This window comes from Paenibacillus sp. FSL M7-0420 (assembly GCF_038002345.1).
In the GTDB taxonomy this organism is placed as follows: domain Bacteria; phylum Bacillota; class Bacilli; order Paenibacillales; family Paenibacillaceae; genus Paenibacillus_AQ.
This window is the reverse complement of the sequence record NZ_JBBOCJ010000001.1, coordinates 1,446,997-1,462,846: the sequence shown is the minus strand read 5'-3', so window position 1 is coordinate 1,462,846 and position 15,850 is coordinate 1,446,997. Positions and strand designations below refer to the sequence as shown.

The following is a 15,850-nucleotide window of genomic DNA, read 5'->3' as shown; positions in this document are numbered from 1 at the left end:
CCTCGGGAATTCCCTTGATCTCACCCCGCAGCAAAAAAGCCTTCCCCCTTGAGGAGAAAAGCTCTGATTCTGCATGTGTACTGCCGGACAGGGGTCCCCATTAGGGAGTTCCCTCTTTATGCCCAGGGGAAGCTCTTAGCGGGAATTCCATGGCAGCTCTGTATGCTATACTGACCAGTAGATACGTCTGTGATAGTTATAGTACGGGAGGATGAAGAAGAATGTCAGGATCCTCACTGCGCCAGCTGCATGCCCATCATGCCATACATCAGGGCGGGCTCTCCGGCGCTGTAGCCAAGACAGAAGAAGTGGAAGAGCTGCTGGCGCTTAAGGAAGTGGAGGTGGCCCGCCAGGCGGCTGACCACTTGATTGAGTACTGGGAGACGCGGATACTCAGCCATGCCGATGCGGAGGAAGACGGATTCTATCAGGAGATGATTGTGAAGAATCCGAACCTGGAAGAACCCGTTATCCGGCTGAAGCGGGATCATGAGCTGCTGCGGATCATCGTGCAGGATGTCAAAAGCATGCTTGCCGAAGACGGCCTCACCCCTGAGGTGCTGCACCAGTTCCATGCCCTGCTGGTTGTGAATGCGATTCATAGCCGGGATGAGGAACGGCTGCTGTTCGGGGAGTAGCATGACTGCTGCCGCTCTCCTGCAGAATAGCACGCAGATCATCTCTATTCATCAGCAGATCCTCAAGTGTATACTCTTCAAGCACCTTCAGATAGGCGTGCAGGGCCTTGCCCAGCACGCCTTTGAGTCTGCACACCGGTGAGATCGGACAGCTTCCGCCTGAGGGATTGAAGCACTCAACGAGATAGAAATCATCCTCCATCCGGCGCACAACCTCCCCGATATTGATCCTCTCCGGCGCAAGCGCAAGCCTGATCCCTCCCCCGCGACCTCTCACCGTTTCGAGATAGCCCGCCTTGCCGAGTTCATGCGAGACCTTCATCAGATGATTCTTGGAGATGCCGTAGGCACTGGAGATATCCTGGATTGTAGTCAACTCCTCCCTCTGCTTGGCTCCCAGATACATGAGGATTCGCAGGGAGTAATCGGTATATAAGGTCAGCCGCATAGTCATGCTCCGTTCTATATTAACTTAGCTTCACGTAAGTGATATTTATTACAAAGTTTATCATATTCTTTGTCTAATTTGTTAAAGTGGTATTTTAAATATATCTTTTATCTTCAAAACCGTATATATTAATTTTGTACTATATGGAGAGGGGATGATTCATATTTTAACACAAGAGACTCGTGACATTGTCAAATCCACAGCGCCAGTATTGGCGGAACACGGCACCACCATTACAACGGTATTCTACCGTAACCTGTTCGAGGCCCACCCGGAACTGCTGAATGTGTTCAACCACGCCAACCAGGCGCAAGGCCGCCAGCAGGCGGCACTGGCCAATGCGGTCTACGCAGCGGCAGTCCACATAGACAACCTTGAGAATATACTCCCTGCGGTGGTCCAGATCGCCCACAAGCATGTCAGCCTCGGCATCAAGCCGGAGCATTACCCGATCGTCGGAGAATTCCTGCTGAAGGCCATCAAGGAGGTGCTGGGCGATGCTGCTACGGATGAGATCCTGAGTGCCTGGGAAGCAGCGTACGGAGTGATTGCGGGTGCATTCATCGGCGTGGAAGACAGCATGTACAAGGAAGCGCGGGAGCAGGAGCACGGCTGGAACTTCTTCAAGCCATTTACCGTGGTGCGTAAGGTTCAGGAGAGCGGCAGCATTACATCGTTCTATCTGAAGCCGGCAGACGGCTCGAATGTACCAGACTATAAGCCGGGCCAGTATATTTCTGTCCGTGTGCTGATCCCTGGAGAGCAATACACCATGATCCGCCAGTATAGCCTGTCCCAAGCACCGAAGCCGGATGAATTCCGCATTTCGGTGAAACGCGAGGAGACGAATGACCCGAATGGCGTGGTATCCGTCTATCTTCATAACGGGGTGAATGAGGGCGATACCGTTGAGGCGAGCGCCCCTGCCGGCGAGTTCCTGCTGGATACTTCCTTAACTACCCCTGTAGCCTTCATCTCAGGCGGTGTCGGCATCACCCCTATGATGAGCATGCTCGAGACAGTAGCTAATGTAACACCGGACCGGCCGGTCGTCTTCCTGCACTCTGCACGGAACGAATCGCTTGCTGCCTTCGGTACAGATATTGAGAAGCATGCGGCCGCGCTGAGCAACGTCAAGACCAGAACCTTCTACTCCGGCGGACCGGATGGCGTGATTACAGGCGAAATTCTGAAGAGCTATGTAGATGTTACCGGAGATGCTTACGTGTGCGGGCCTGTTCCTTTTATGGAAGCCATGATTGGCGAACTGCGGAAGCTGGGAATGACTGAGACCCAGATTCATTATGAGTTCTTCGGACCGGCACTGCAGCTAAGCAACGCGTAGATTGTTCATCTAAAAGCAAAGGGGCCGCCTGCCGAACCCTTACCGGTTCGGAGGAAGCCCGCTTTCTTCAACGTGAAATCAGCCATTCATAGAGTACCTTCGCATGGTTATGGACCGGGTCCTTCGCGGCATAGACCAGTGTGACCCTCTGATTAAGCGCCCGCTCCCGGATCACTTCCGCATGCCCCGCGCATTCCGGATTCTCCTCCAGCTCCAGGGTATACCGTTCCTTGAATGCCGTGAACCGCTCCGGCAGATGTCCGAACCACTTGCGCAGCGCCGGGCTGGGCGCGATCTCCTTCATCCACTCGTCAATGGCTGCCTGCTCCTTCGTCACTCCGCGCGCCCACAGCCGGTCCACCAGAATCCGGTATCCGTCCCCGGGGTCCGCAGGTTCATAGATTCGCTTCAGGCCAATAGAGTACGGAGCATCTTCGGCTTTCCCGCCGGATGGCTCTCCCATGCTGCATCCCTCCTGCTCACCACTAAATACACCCAATATACCACGGGGTCTATTCTGCTTCCAGCGGCATGACAAGCTGCCGGTCTGCCGCGCTGACTATGCCGCTTCACAGCTATGCTACTCCGCGTCAAGAATGTACCGGTTCCACCGCTGCTGCCAGTCTACATCCTGCCAAAACGGATGATGCGGCGCACAGTTGGAGCACAGCGTCATGCCCCAGAAGCCCAGCGCCATCCCCTTACGCAGCGCATACTCGGCAATGAATTTCCCGACCGGGCCCTCCTCGAAGCCCGCAAGCAGCGGGGTATAGCCGACATAGCCTTCGCCGATCACCACCGGCAGGCCCGAATGTATAGCCCATTCCTGCGCTTCTTCCAGGCGCATGGCCGCTTTTTGCAGCATCGCCAGCTTGTGGGCTCCATAGCGGTCATACAGGTAGAGATCCCATAGATCAGGGTCGGCCCAATCATGCAGATAGATCAGCTTCATCCCGACCGGATTGCCCTCCATCCGCCACTCCTGCCCTGCGGGCAGGGTCCATTCCCCGAAGGGCGGAGCATCTTCCCTCAGCATAGACCGGACAAAAGCATTCGGAAAAGACACCCCCTCATCATTCAACCCCGCCGCGTCCATAAGCTCATTCAGTACGCCCTTGATATAGAGATGATAGTGGGCCACCTGCAGATTACGGGCTACATATGCCTTCGGATAAGCTTCGTTCAGCGTATAGCTGGCCGTGATCAGAACATCGGGATGCTGCCCCCGGAGATAGCCCACCGCTTCCTCGATATAAGGCTGCATGGCCGCCACCAGCCTTGGCGTATCCGCTGGGCCGATTCCCTGCACGGTACCCACGGCGGTAAGCTGCCCGAATTCCACTTCATTATGCAGCTCGGCATAAACAATTCGATCAGCGAAGCCTTCCCCCTTGATATACCGGATGAGCTGGTCCATCGACCGGGCCAGGGTCATGAACCGCTCTGCGGGAGCAATTGCAGCCAGCTCATCACGCAGTGCGGGGTAGGCCAGGAAGCTGGGGCTCTGCTGATATTCCCAGGAAGACAGCATAATGTAGAGTCCGTGCGCCTTGGCCTGTCTGAACAGCTCCAGCAGATGCGCATGTCCGTCCAGCTCGGCACCGCCGCGGCAGTTATACCAGCGGGTACGCTGTCCCACTTCCCCCAGACTGCCGAAGTGCAGCGGTCCGGGGCGTTTGCCTTCCGCTGTGAATAACAGGAACGGCATGGCACAGATCCGGATGCTGTTGTATCCTCTGTCGGCTGCCTCCTTGCATCTTGCCGCCAGATCATGATAAGGCTCGTCCGGCAAGGTCATTGTGTACCAGGAGAAATCCCACATGGTGAGGGTAAGCTTGCGGGGCAATCTGCTCAGCACTGCATCCATTCTTTTCACTCCTTAGGATTAGTTGAATTACCGGGTCAACTACTGGCCCATTTCCAGCTCCAGCACGCTGAAGCCGTTCGGACGATAGACCGTTAGGGTCAGCTCCGATCCAGGAGCAGCAGGCAACTTGAGGCTCAGCGTACGGACCTCTCCGGGCTGCATATCAGGAATCACCTGTACCTGCGCTGCTTCCTCTGCGCCATCTATTGACACCCTTACATAATAGCCCCGGACGGCATAGCCGGGAATATCCTTCCGGCATTTCAGGGTGACCTCAAGCTCCCGTCCGTTCCGCCGCACAGGGGCATCTGCGAGGAGGAGCGGTGAAGCCACCTCACGCAAGTCTGCAAACGAAGGCTTCACCCGGTTATGTACATCCACCGAACCGTGCACCCGCTGCTTCCATCTCCCCTGCCCGTCTTCTCCCATTTGCGTGCGGTAATCATTCAGACTGAAAAAGATCAGCGCAGCAAACTGGGGATACTTGCGGTAGAGCTCTGTTTTGTGCAGAAGAATCGCTGTTCTTCTGGGATCTCCGCCTTCGTACACCGGCTCGCAGAGGCCATATTCAGCCACCACCACCGGCTTATCCGGGTAATCGGCCAGCATCTGCCGGATGACCTCTTCCTCATCCAGCTCGCCATGCCAGGTTCCGATATAGTCATTCCACATCAGCAGGTCCCCGGCTCCCGTAGCATCACTACGCGGATTCAGGTGGACCGTGTTGCTCACATAGTTAATCAATCGCTGTGAATCCAGCGTATGGATCTCCTGCTTCAGCTGCTTCATGTACCGGAGGGTGGTCTCCGACTGCCCGTTCAGCTCATTCCCCATCCCCCAAGCGAAGATACACGGATGATGGGAATGATCGCGGATCATCTCCTTCGCCTGGGACAAGGCTACCGCGAAGGTGTGCTGATCCGGCTCCTCCGGCTGCTGCCAATGCGGAATTTCCTCCTGGACAAGAATGCCGTTGCGGTCACACCAGTCCAGCAGCTCATTCCCCTGTTGCCAGTGAAAACGGGTGATCACAGCGTTCGCCTCCTTGAGCCGTTCCAGCATCGCGCCAAGATCCTCCCGCTTCTCGGCCATGCCAACCGCCGGATTCGAACCCGGCATCCATTCGACACCCATCAGGCGGACCGGCTCACGGTTCAGCCATAGCTCCTGCCCTCTGACCACAATCTCACGGAACCCGAAATTGACGGTTACCTCATCATGAAGCTGTCCGCCCTCACGGATGGTGATCTGAAGCTGATAGAGATGCGGATGATCGAAATGCCATAAGTCCACCGGGAGCCACTCCATCCCTGCAAGCTGCCAGGTCCCGGATTGCGGGGGCAGGGGGCGGTGATCCTCCCATATTTGTGTACCATTCTTGAAAATAGCGGCCCCTATTGTTGCTGAAGCAGAGGGTCCGCATAGCTGTACGTCTGCCAGTAACCGGCCGGACGCCTGCTGGCCCGCTGGTCCGAACCGGACCTCCGGGGAGACGCGGATATGCTTGACGGCCGTTTGCCCGGTTACTATAAGCTGTACGGGCCGGATGATCCCCCCGTCGTCCGCCCAGTCGAAGCTGCGGCCTTGCGGGAGCGCCTGAGCGGCCGGGGAATTATCCGCTTTTACCGTAATCCGGTTCTCCTTGCCATGCAGAATATGCGCGGTCACCTCCAGCTCAAAGGCAGTATACCCGGAGTTGACATGCGAACCGGCCTTCCGGCCGTTGACCCAGACCACCGCATCACGGTAGACGGCTTCAAAATGCAGACGGAACCGGCTGCCGCTCCACTCCTCAGGAATGCTGAGAGTATACTCATACCACCCGGCCCCCCGGTGTTCCTCCAGACCTTCCTCCACATTCCAGGTATGCGGAACCGCAGCCTCCCTTGGAGCAGGCAAGCCTGTAATCTGCCATTCCTCTCGCTCTCCTATGCCTGCTGTATCTGCCTGATAACACCAGTCTTCGTCCAGGCTTATATTATGCCGTCCTGTTGTATGCATACTCTGTTGTCCTCCTTCTGCTTAGAGATGTCCCGGTTCAAGGCATGATCGGCCATCCGTCTGTGAACTCCGGCTCCCTGATGATTGGGGTCCAGGGCAAGAGCGGAATCAAGCTCCGCTACCGCTGCTTCATACCGGCCCAGCCCGAGAAGCCCGAGCCCCCGCATGTAGCGGCAATGTATGACATTACGCCGGTTGAGGTCATCCTCAAACACCAGGAAATCCGGCAGCGATACGGCGAAATAGTCCAGCTTGATATCATCGAAAAGATGACGCTCGGCATAATCGATCAATATATTGAAGCGGCGCTTGGCCTCCTTCCCGTTACGGAGCTTCAACCAGGCCAGCCCCTGGTAGTAGATCATCTCCGGCGGCTGGTCATTGTAGAACATCGCACTTGCCGGCTCGGCCAGTCCTTGTGAAGCTATGGTGTAGCTGGTGACGGCTTCTTGTTCCCGCTGAAGACCTTCATAGGCTGCGCCCAAATAATAATAGATATTATTCTCCTGGGCGCCTTCCAGCCTGCCTTCGCCCAGATTCAGCGGATAGACCAGCGCTTGCTCCAAGTGCTCAGCTGCTGACTTATAGTTGCCCTTTTGCAGTGCCTGCTTGCCAAGCTCGGTATGAGCGAATTTATATTGTCCGGTCACCTTACCCTCTCCGCCTTCCCAGGGATGGAAGTTACGCTGAGACAGTGAAGCAATAGCATCCTGATAGCGTCCAAGATTGTTAAGAAGGGTCACATATTCCACATACAGATCATCCCGCTTCCCGACCAGCGCCCGCCGCTCTTGCAGAATCTGAAGGCGTTCCTCCGGGGACCAGGCCAGCTTCTTGCGCAGCTGATCCAGTTCATACAGAATCCGCGCATCCTGCGGCGCACAGGCAAATGCCTGCTCCAGTGAAGCGAGCGCCGCCTCAGGATTGTTCTGCTTATTGTAATAGGCCAGAGCCAGATTGCGGTGAACGATGGCGAAATCCCCTCTCAGATCACGTGAACGTTCCCAGCTTGCCGCCGCTTCCTCCGGCCGCTTCTTGTCATAATAGAGATTGCCGAGATAGTAATAGGCCTTATCATCCAGGGGATTCGCCCGGATGGCGCTTAACAGCCATTCAAGCTCGGACAGGGTGTTCGGGAAGCAGTACAACGGACAGGCTGCTTGCCCCTGGCGGCGGGCCTCCCGTGCCTGCTCATCTTGTCCCGTACGCTCATAACATTCGCCAAGGGCATAATGCAGCATCGGGTAGACGGAGTCGGTGTCGGTGTCGGTGTCGATTTCAGATTCGGATGTTCCGCATTTGACTGCCCTCCGCCCTACAGCAAGAGCTTCCGCATACAGCCCGCAGTCCATATAATCCGCCATAAGATTAAGGTAGTTGTGTGCGTCACCACGCATAAGACGTTCTAATTCTGTCAGCGCATCTTCGGCCGCAGCAGGATCCTCCAGTGCTGCAAGGGCCAGGGCCAGTTCGTTGTATGCGCCAAAATCAGCAGGATCAATCTGCATAGTCTCACTGGCGAATCTCCTCGCCTGCTGCAGCCGGCCAAGCCTGCGCAGCAGAGCAGACTGGAGATTCCTTGCCCTATAATTACGCGTATTGCGGGTCAGCGAACGCTCCGCCAGCTCCAGCGCTTCGGCATAATGGCCTTGCTGGCAGGCTATCTGAGCGAGCGAGAAATACCCCGCAGCCTGCCAGGCTGCCGACCATACCGCTTTGTAATAAGCGGCAAAAGCCTCATCCAATCGGTTCTGGCCGCGCAGAGCAACCCCCAGCTGATAATAGGCTTCGCTGTCATACGGGTTAGGATTACGCGAGGTTAGACGTTCAATGGCGCGGCGGAACAACGGCTCACTCTGCGCGTATTGCCCGCGGCGGAGCAGCAGCGTTCCATATGCTACATTCAGCCGGATATCCCCGCTGTCCCGCTTAAGCCCTTCCATATAATAGGCCTCCGGCTCAAAGGTGGCATGCCGGTACTGCTCCAGATGCAGGCCTGCCAGGTACAGCTCCTCTGCTGAGCGCAGCTCTTCCGGGACTGCCAGCGGCTTCGCCGCCCCAGGGATGCGCTCAATCTCCCGCCGCTTCGGCTGATAGGCGACCAGCAGCCTGCCCTCTGCACTATGAACCGTCAGCTTGAGGTCATGCTCCTGCTCTCCATGGTTCAGCATAACCGCACGCTCTATAGCCTCTGCCGGAGACAGATCTGCAGTCTCCCGCAGATATTCGCCTGCGGCTCCGCTTAAGCGGATAACAGCCTGCTCCAGCCGTGAGGTCACGTATACCTTCACCACCGCCTGAGCCGATACTGCATCCGCCTCCAGATTGACCGCAGCGTCTACCGAGGCATTTTTCACCAGACCGATGCCCTTATACGGCATGAAATACTGGGTGAAGCTCTTCTCCTCATACGGCTGCAGCCAGGTGAAGTCAGGCTGATTATCGGTGTACACGCCTGTCATGAGTTCAATATAAGGTCCGTCTTCATCGGTCAGCTGGCGGTCCCAGGCCTGCCCGAATTCCCCGTTCCCCCAGGTCCATTGCTTCTTCCCCGGTGAGATGTGATGATCAGCCACATGCAGCAGCCCCGCCTGGACGCCGTGATCATATCCGCCGACGAAATTATAATCCGACTTATAGACCATATAGGAGGTCGGAACCGGAATATTCTTATAGCGGGAGATGTCCACGCCTTCCGAATAATCCTGTTTGTAGTAGGTACCGGTCGCAATGGGGAACCGCGATACATCCCTTTTACCATGATCGAAGACGGCTGTGACATCGGGCGGAAAAACAGACTGCGTCTGATCATTCACCGCAACCGCCGGGTTGGCCCACCAGAGGAAGGTCTGCGCCTGGGGCGTCCGGTTATAACACTGCGCATAGACCTCCAGATAGGCTCTCCCGGGATAGAGTCTGAACGCAGCCGTAACCTTCGTCCCGTACATCCGGTCAATCTCGCTCACCCATACGGCAGCGCTTCCATCCGCAGCAGCCTCAAGCTTATATTCAACAGGGCCGAACGTATTCGGGCGGTGATGCTGCGGCCAGTTGAACTCAATGCCCCCAGAGATCCAGGGACCTGCAAGGCCGACCAGCGCAGGCTTGATGACGCGGTTATAATAGACAAAATCATAATGATTCGTCTTGTCGAGCGCCCGGTAGATCCGTCCTCCAAGCTCCGGCAGGATCTCTATCCGCAGATATTCGTTCTCCAGAGTAATCAGCTTGTACTGTCTATCCTGCTTCACATCCGAGATGCTCTCAATCACGGGATGCGGGTATACACGCCCTGAGCTTCCCTGATAGACTCTTTTCTCCAGAAACATGGGGTTCGGATCAGCGGCGCCCGCCTCATAGGTTGGTATGATCACACTGGTCTCCCGTACCTGTACCCGGTCTGCGTTGTGCGTGTTGTCCGCATTGTCCCCATTGCCACCGTAGTCAGCGTTGTGCGTGTTGTTCGCGTTGTCCGCGTTGTCTGCGTTGTCTGCGCTGTGCGTGTTGTTCGCGTTACTCCCGGCCAGCTCCGGTGTATAACCACTAGCTGCTCGCTTCATGACTTCACGGCCCCCCTTAACTTGATACTTCTACTCTAGCCTCTGGCCGGGGAGTTTCCAATTGACGAAATGCGGGAAGTGATGGATTATATTCTTATTCTGTGCAAGCTTGGATTCCCGGCGTCACTGCGATGAGGATACGATTTCCCGACCGATGGTTGGGGTTGGGGTTGGGTTGGGTTGGGTTGGGTTGGGTTGGGTTGGGTTGGGGTTGGGATAAATCCTGCCCATAATGCAACATTCCGCTCCTGAATTCAGCCTTAAACCGGAATTGTTGCACAAAAATCAACATCTGTCCTCCTTCCTGAGGCCAAACGGGGAAATTCCTGCATTTTGTGCAACAATCCGCCCCGGCACCACTGTACCAGAGAATCAAAATTGCAAAATGTGCAACATTTTCATCATCTCAGCATCCCAGCACCGAGCACCGAGCACCGAGCACCGAAGCACCGTAGCATTCCAGCACCCAAGCATCTCGCATTCCCTATATTCAGCCTCTACAGCTCCCAACAAACTCATTGCACTTCTTTTGGAAGGGGCTATTCCGTTCTAAGCCTTCGGATGAATACGCTGATGCCTGCGAGAAGAGATTGGGAAGTTACTTGTTGGGCCAGGGTGTCTAACGTTTGGTTTATATACGATCTGTCAGGAGGGGAAGCGGCATGAATGATGGCAATATCCGCAAGCCGGAAGGGTTTGTGGAGGAGAAGCTGTATGTGCTGCCGGAGTACTGGATGAAGGAATTGGAGCAGGAGGAGCTGACCGCCTCCTTGTTCATTACGGACATTGGTTATTTCCCGAATGCCCGTTATCATTTCAGGGAACGCCTGGAAGGCAGCCCGTCGCATATCTTGATCTTGTGTGAAGCGGGGGAGGGCTGGGTGGAGCTGAATCATGGAGAGCAGATGACCATGCAGCCGGGGGACATGGTGATTATTCCTCCACACACCCCACACCGGTACGGGGCCATGCAGGAAGAGCCATGGAGCATTTACTGGTTCCATTTCAAAGGAAATCATGCGGACCGGCTGGTGAAGCTGTTCGGATTGTCGGGCGCTCCCCTCGCCCTGGCCCCGAGCGGCAAGGCCCGGCTCATTGAATGGTTCGTCCCTGCCTATGAGCTGCTGGCTGAGCGGACCTACGCCCTGGCTACCCATGTGCACATCGCCCAGACGGCCAGACAGCTGCTCTCCGGCATCGGCATTACGGCAGGCCCGTCCGCGCAGGAGAAGAAACGCGGGACCTATCTGGAACAGGCGATCCAGTATATGAACGGACGGCTGGGCAGCAACCTCACCCTGCCTGAGCTGGCTAAGCAGGTCGGCGTGTCGAAGCAGCATCTGATCTATATCTTCAACGCCGAGACCGGGGTCTCCCCGATCGGGTATTTCTTGCGGCTCAAAATCCAGCGCGCAGGCCATCTACTCGATCTTACCGAACTCAGCATTAAGGAGGTCGGCTCCGCTATAGGGATCAACGACCCTTATTACTTCTCCAGGCTGTTCAAGAAGATTTCGGGGTTCTCTCCTTCAAGCTACCGGAAGATCCCGAAGGGCTGAATCTGTACTCGAACGAAAAGGGCCTTCCAGGCTAATTTCTCAGCTGCAGGAAGGCCCTTTTGAATATCTTTGAATATCTCTGAATATCTCTGAATATCTCTGCCGCGTAAGCTAAGCGGCTCTGCTACTCAATCTCCTTCCCGGTAAACAGCGAGACTCTCGCTTTAACCAGCTCTGTATATTCCTTCTCCATTTTCTCTGCACCCGCTTTATTCAGCTCCGCAATAAAATCGTCGTAGATTTTATCGAAATCGGCTGTGCTGGAGAGGATGGCTTCGGGAATCCGTTTGTGGACGATATCCTGCGTCTTTTGATAGATTACCTGATAATCCCCATCTGTCGGCACCGGCATATTGTACAGCGCGCCCCATTCCTTGACCGGGAATTCATCCTCCGCCGGGAACAGGTCTTTCCAGGTTGTTGCGTTATACGCAGCCAGGCTCGCTTTCTCCGCACCCGAATATTCGGCCAGAATCTGTTCCGGGAAGTTCGTTGTATAGTAATTGCCTGTAGAATCCTTCACACCGTCCCCGTAGCGGACTCCCAGCGTGGAATACAACCCCACCCCTGTCGCCTTGGTGAAACTTGCTGCATCGTTGACCTTCTGATCCAGAATGTCGGCAGGGATGACGCGCTTCCCGTTCTCTACATTATAATGCTTGCCTTCGATCCCCCAGTTTCTCAGCACCTGGCCTTCTTCCGAGGACAGCCAGTCCAGGAATTTAATCGCGCGGACCGGATCTTTACAAGCCGCGGTGATACTGATCCCGTAGCCGTCCACTCCGACAGACTGCATGGCGTGATCCTTGTACTCCTCACTCAGCGTAACCGGGAAGTGGGCGTACGTATATTCGTCTTTGCCCGCAGCCTTCAGGGCGTTCTCCGCATCCTGATACTCCCATTCCACTGAGGTAAGCCCCAACACCCGGCCGCTGGAGATTTTGGATTTGTACTGGTCATCCTTTTGAACAAAGGATTCCTTGTCGAGCAGCCCTTCATTGTACATATGGTTCAGCCAGCGGAAGTACTCCTTCTCTTCAGGCTTCTTATAATGCAGCATCGTCTCGTACGTCTCAGGGTTCACATAATATTCGCCGTCATTGGTTCCTCCGGTAGTGATATCGCCCTGGTTGGTCACCGTAATCATGATCTTCCAGCCGTCAGCATTGACGGTCAGCGGTATGGTCGGCTGCCCGTCCGTCGTTGGATGCTTAGCCACATACGCCTTGAGGACATTCTCGAAATCCTTCACCGTCCGGACTTCGGGATATCCAAGCTCTTTCAATACGCGGTGCTGAATCTGAAATCCGTTCGTCGCATCGAAGCTCTGCTGATCAATGCCGACATTCGTCGGGATCGAATAGATCGCCTGATTATCGTTGCTGTATTTCATCCGGTTCATGTTCCCGCCCATGACCTTCTTTATATTCGGGGCATATTTATCAATCAGCTCGGTCAGGTCGATAATGGCTTCCGCATCCACCAGCTTGCCCAGCTCTCCCTTGGCATAAATCATATCAGGATACTCTCCGCTGGCTGCCATCATTGAGATTTTGTCCTGTCCCCCTCCGCTGCCCACATCATATTCCGCGTTCAGGGTAACACCTGTTTTGGCAACAATCTCCTTGCCGATATCATCCTCCATCCTGTTCCAATTCGGACTGGCATCGGCGCCGAAGAAGGTAAACGTTACGGGAGCTGTATCATTTGCGCTGTTATTTCCGTCCGTTATATTCTTTGTGTTATTTCCGGCACTGCTGCCGTTGCTGCAGCCTGCCGAAATGAGCAGCATACTTGCCAGCAGACCCATCCCTAATCTTCTTGGCATTTGTTTTTTCATCCGTCTCATCCCCTTTGGTTGAATGCGTTTACAGTTATATTTTAGCGTCACCTTTGGCGGATAACCTTGATTTTCAAGTCGCAGACTAGCATTATATAGACAAATACGTATTTCTGAGGTGGGAGCTTTGTGAGCAATGTATATTTGAACTGGTTCACGACTGACGAGCATTTTCCTTTCTTTATCCAATATGGCGGGCACGAAGAAGACACCTCCCTCCATCAGCATGCAGACTTCTCCGAGCTTGTCATTGTGCTGAACGGACATGCTGCGCATATCGTCAACGACGAAGAGGCTTTTATCAAGAAAGGCAATGTATTCGTGATTAACGGCGGCACTCCCCATGCTTATAAGGACCCTTATGATTTCAGAATTTGCAACATTATGTACAAGTCAGGCATGCTTAAGCTGGCCGGACCGGACTTAAGAACGCTGAACGGCTATCAGGCGCTGTTTGTCTTAGAACCCTTTTACCGCAGCATTAACGCCTATAAAAGCAAAATGAACCTCCCCATCGTCAGCCTGGAGGCTGTCTCATCGCTTGTGGCCGGCATGATTACCGAATATGAACAGAAGCAGCACGGCTATCAGACCATGCTCGCCTCCAAATTCATGGAGCTGGTCGTGTATCTGTCCAGACATTATGACATTCAGGAGAAGGGCGTGGACCACAGCCTGATGCACCTCGCCAGTGCGATCTCCTATATTGAGGATCACTATCATGAACCGGTTACTCTTGATGCCATTGCCGCCAAATCGGATATTTCCGTCCGTCATTTGAACAGAATATTCCAGGCGTATTATCTGACTACACCGATTGCTTATATTCAGCGTCTGCGGCTGGAACATGCCTGCTCACTGCTCAAGCACACCAGACACCCTATTACAGACATCTCCTATAGATGCGGATTTAATGACAGTAACTACTTCGCCCGTCTCTTCAAAAAAACGTACGGCAAGTCCCCGAAGGCCTACCGCAATCAGCAGTAGTTGTGCAGCAGCCAGGTCCATACGCCGTTTAACGCAAAAAAGAGCAGCATGTCCCAAGGAACTGCTGCTCACACCTTATACCGCCGGCTGATCCAGCGGCTCATAATCGAACCAGTCATACGCTGCCGGAGCGGCCTGTCCCGTCACGGACGTTGCATACATGGCAACGAATACCCCGGTGAACCCTCCTGAGATTTCTGTGCTGAGATAATGTGTCTCTCCAGACCCCAGCCCGATCACCCGGGAATCCGGTGCCTCAACCGAGGCTTCTATGCTGCCGGGCAGCGCCTTGATTCTCAGGATGACCGGCCCGTCAGGACACTCCTCCACATGCTCCACCCGGAGTGAACCGACCGTCCGCCGGAATACGGCGGCTCTCCGCCCGCTGACAGAGCGGATCACCAGCTCATAATGATGCTTCTCGTTCTTGTACACTGCAATTCCGGCTTCTTCCCCTTCATGCTGCGGCTCATAATCCAGCTCTGCTGCTATATTGGTCGTGAAGTGGCTGAGGCGGCGGCCTACAAAGGCAGGTGCCGCGGCTTCATTCAGCGTAGCCTCGTAGCCATGCAGAACGAGATGGCCCGGCCGTTCTTCGAGCGACCAGCTTCCTTCTGCCGGATTACGCAGACAAGTCCAGTCCAGCCCCAGCTGGGTATCATCGAAATGGTCTCTTACGGGCTTCGCCGGCCAGCGGACCTCCGGCAGCAGCGGGGAGTCCATAACCGGCTCGATGCGGCCGCCGTTCCCGATAACCGGCCAGCCCTCGGATGTCCAGCTTACGGGAGCCAGGAAGCTCTCTCTGCCCAGATGATGGCCCATCGGATAGGAGACCGGACGGATACCTAAGCACACCGCCCACCAGCTCCCGTCCTGCGCCTCAACCAGATCGGCATGGCCTGTAGCTTGTATGCTGATTGCCGTACTGCGGTTGGACAGAATCGGATTATGGGGACAAGCAGCATACGGGCCATAAGGCTGGCGGCTTCTGGCGATGGTCTCCATATGTCCGTACTCCGTTCCGCCTTCGGCGATCATCAGATAATACCAGCCGTTCTTCCGGTACAGATGCGGAGCCTCGGGATGAGCGCCGCCCGTTCCTGTCCAGATCAGCACGCTCCCGGTCAGCATTTCCCCGGTCCCGATATCAATCTCGCACTGGTAGATACCGTTCCCCTGTCCGCCGTCCATGGCGGACTGGAAATATACGCGCCCGTCCTCATCGAAGTACAGGGAAGGATCAATGCCGCCCTGTGCAATCAGGTAAGGCTCCGACCAGGGTCCCTCGGGATGCTGTGTTTTGACGAAGAAATTGCCCATCCCGCTTACATTCGTGGTCACCATATAGAACCAGCCGTTATGGTAACGGAGGGTCGGCGCGAATATTCCGCCTGAGCTCCACGAATTCTCCAGCGGCAACTGGCTGGGTGTGGTAAGGCAATGGCCGATCTGCCGCCAATGAACAAGATCCCTGCTGTGAAAGACAGGGACGCCCGGATAATATTCAAATGTGCTGGTCACCAGATAATAATCATCCCCTACCCTGCAGATGCTGGGATCGGGATGGAAACCGGATATGATGGGATTGGTATAATGCATGAA

10 protein-coding genes and 1 pseudogene are annotated in these 15,850 nt (G+C 55.2%); 4 read left to right on the top strand and 7 right to left on the bottom strand.

Going from position 1 to position 15,850, the window contains the following annotated elements; genetic code table 11:
• Window positions 1-221 precede the first annotated feature (221 nt).
• Complete coding sequence (locus tag MKX51_RS06260) at window positions 222-638, top strand: hemerythrin domain-containing protein (protein ID WP_340991622.1); 417 nt, start codon at window positions 222-224, stop codon at window positions 636-638.
• 22 nt (window positions 639-660) lie between these two features.
• Here the strand turns inward: MKX51_RS06260 and MKX51_RS06255 are convergent.
• Window positions 661-1,086 (bottom strand): annotated as a pseudogene (locus tag MKX51_RS06255) (RrF2 family transcriptional regulator); the annotation flags it as partial.
• A 163-nt stretch (window positions 1,087-1,249) separates the two neighbouring features.
• Between MKX51_RS06255 and hmpA the strand changes: the two are divergent.
• Window positions 1,250-2,431 carry an NO-inducible flavohemoprotein gene (gene hmpA / locus MKX51_RS06250; protein ID WP_340995521.1) on the top strand — a complete coding sequence of 394 codons (1,182 nt, stop codon included), beginning with the start codon at window positions 1,250-1,252 and terminating at the stop codon, window positions 2,429-2,431.
• A gap of 67 nt (window positions 2,432-2,498) precedes the next feature.
• On the opposite strand, the gene MKX51_RS06245 is transcribed toward hmpA, so the two are convergent.
• From MKX51_RS06245 to MKX51_RS06230, 4 genes are all read right to left on the bottom strand, one after another.
• Window positions 2,499-2,894, bottom strand: coding sequence for a DUF488 domain-containing protein (locus tag MKX51_RS06245; RefSeq protein WP_340991620.1), 396 nt, complete (start codon window positions 2,892-2,894; stop codon window positions 2,499-2,501).
• A gap of 117 nt (window positions 2,895-3,011) precedes the next feature.
• On the bottom strand, window positions 3,012-4,298 hold the full coding sequence (locus tag MKX51_RS06240; protein ID WP_340991619.1) for a cellulase-like family protein: 1,287 nt from the start codon (window positions 4,296-4,298) through the stop codon (window positions 3,012-3,014).
• A 39-nt stretch (window positions 4,299-4,337) separates the two neighbouring features.
• Window positions 4,338-6,299, bottom strand: a complete 1,962-nt coding sequence (locus tag MKX51_RS06235; protein WP_340991617.1) for a glycoside hydrolase family 2 protein — start codon at window positions 6,297-6,299, stop codon at window positions 4,338-4,340.
• Window positions 6,272-9,859 (bottom strand): DUF5107 domain-containing protein, encoded by a 3,588-nt coding sequence (locus MKX51_RS06230; protein ID WP_340991616.1) that lies wholly within the window; start codon window positions 9,857-9,859, stop codon window positions 6,272-6,274. Before MKX51_RS06230 ends, MKX51_RS06235 begins: the two co-directional genes overlap by 28 nt.
• A gap of 662 nt (window positions 9,860-10,521) precedes the next feature.
• Here MKX51_RS06230 and MKX51_RS06225 point away from each other — a divergent pair.
• Window positions 10,522-11,418 (top strand): helix-turn-helix domain-containing protein, encoded by an 897-nt coding sequence (locus MKX51_RS06225; protein ID WP_340991615.1) that lies wholly within the window; start codon window positions 10,522-10,524, stop codon window positions 11,416-11,418.
• Between the two features lie 124 nt (window positions 11,419-11,542).
• Here MKX51_RS06225 and MKX51_RS06220 read toward each other — a convergent pair whose 3' ends face one another.
• Complete coding sequence (locus tag MKX51_RS06220) at window positions 11,543-13,258, bottom strand: ABC transporter substrate-binding protein (RefSeq protein WP_340991614.1); 1,716 nt, start codon at window positions 13,256-13,258, stop codon at window positions 11,543-11,545.
• Window positions 13,259-13,387: 129 nt separating this feature from the next.
• On the opposite strand from MKX51_RS06220, the gene MKX51_RS06215 reads away from it, so the two are divergent.
• Window positions 13,388-14,248: a helix-turn-helix domain-containing protein gene (locus MKX51_RS06215; protein ID WP_340991613.1), complete on the top strand. Its 861-nt coding sequence runs from the start codon at window positions 13,388-13,390 to the stop codon at window positions 14,246-14,248.
• 75 nt (window positions 14,249-14,323) lie between these two features.
• On the opposite strand, the gene MKX51_RS06210 is transcribed toward MKX51_RS06215, so the two are convergent.
• Window positions 14,324-15,847, bottom strand: a complete 1,524-nt coding sequence (locus MKX51_RS06210) for a glycoside hydrolase family 43 protein (protein WP_340991612.1) — start codon at window positions 15,845-15,847, stop codon at window positions 14,324-14,326.
• Window positions 15,848-15,850 lie beyond the last annotated feature (3 nt).

What these genes read in the sequence shown, in the direction of transcription:
- MKX51_RS06260 (WP_340991622.1), top strand. Translation starts at nt 222, where the DNA reads ATGTCAGGATCCTCACTGCGCCAGCTGCATGCCCATCATGCCATACAT.
- MKX51_RS06245 (WP_340991620.1), bottom strand. Translation starts at nt 2,894, where the DNA reads ATGGGAGAGCCATCCGGCGGGAAAGCCGAAGATGCTCCGTACTCTATT.
- MKX51_RS06240 (WP_340991619.1), bottom strand. Translation starts at nt 4,298, where the DNA reads ATGGATGCAGTGCTGAGCAGATTGCCCCGCAAGCTTACCCTCACCATG.
- MKX51_RS06235 (WP_340991617.1), bottom strand. Translation starts at nt 6,299, where the DNA reads ATGCATACAACAGGACGGCATAATATAAGCCTGGACGAAGACTGGTGT.
- MKX51_RS06230 (WP_340991616.1), bottom strand. Translation starts at nt 9,859, where the DNA reads ATGAAGCGAGCAGCTAGTGGTTATACACCGGAGCTGGCCGGGAGTAAC.
- MKX51_RS06225 (WP_340991615.1), top strand. Translation starts at nt 10,522, where the DNA reads ATGAATGATGGCAATATCCGCAAGCCGGAAGGGTTTGTGGAGGAGAAG.
- MKX51_RS06220 (WP_340991614.1), bottom strand. Translation starts at nt 13,258, where the DNA reads ATGAAAAAACAAATGCCAAGAAGATTAGGGATGGGTCTGCTGGCAAGT.
- MKX51_RS06210 (WP_340991612.1), bottom strand. Translation starts at nt 15,847, where the DNA reads ATGCATTATACCAATCCCATCATATCCGGTTTCCATCCCGATCCCAGC.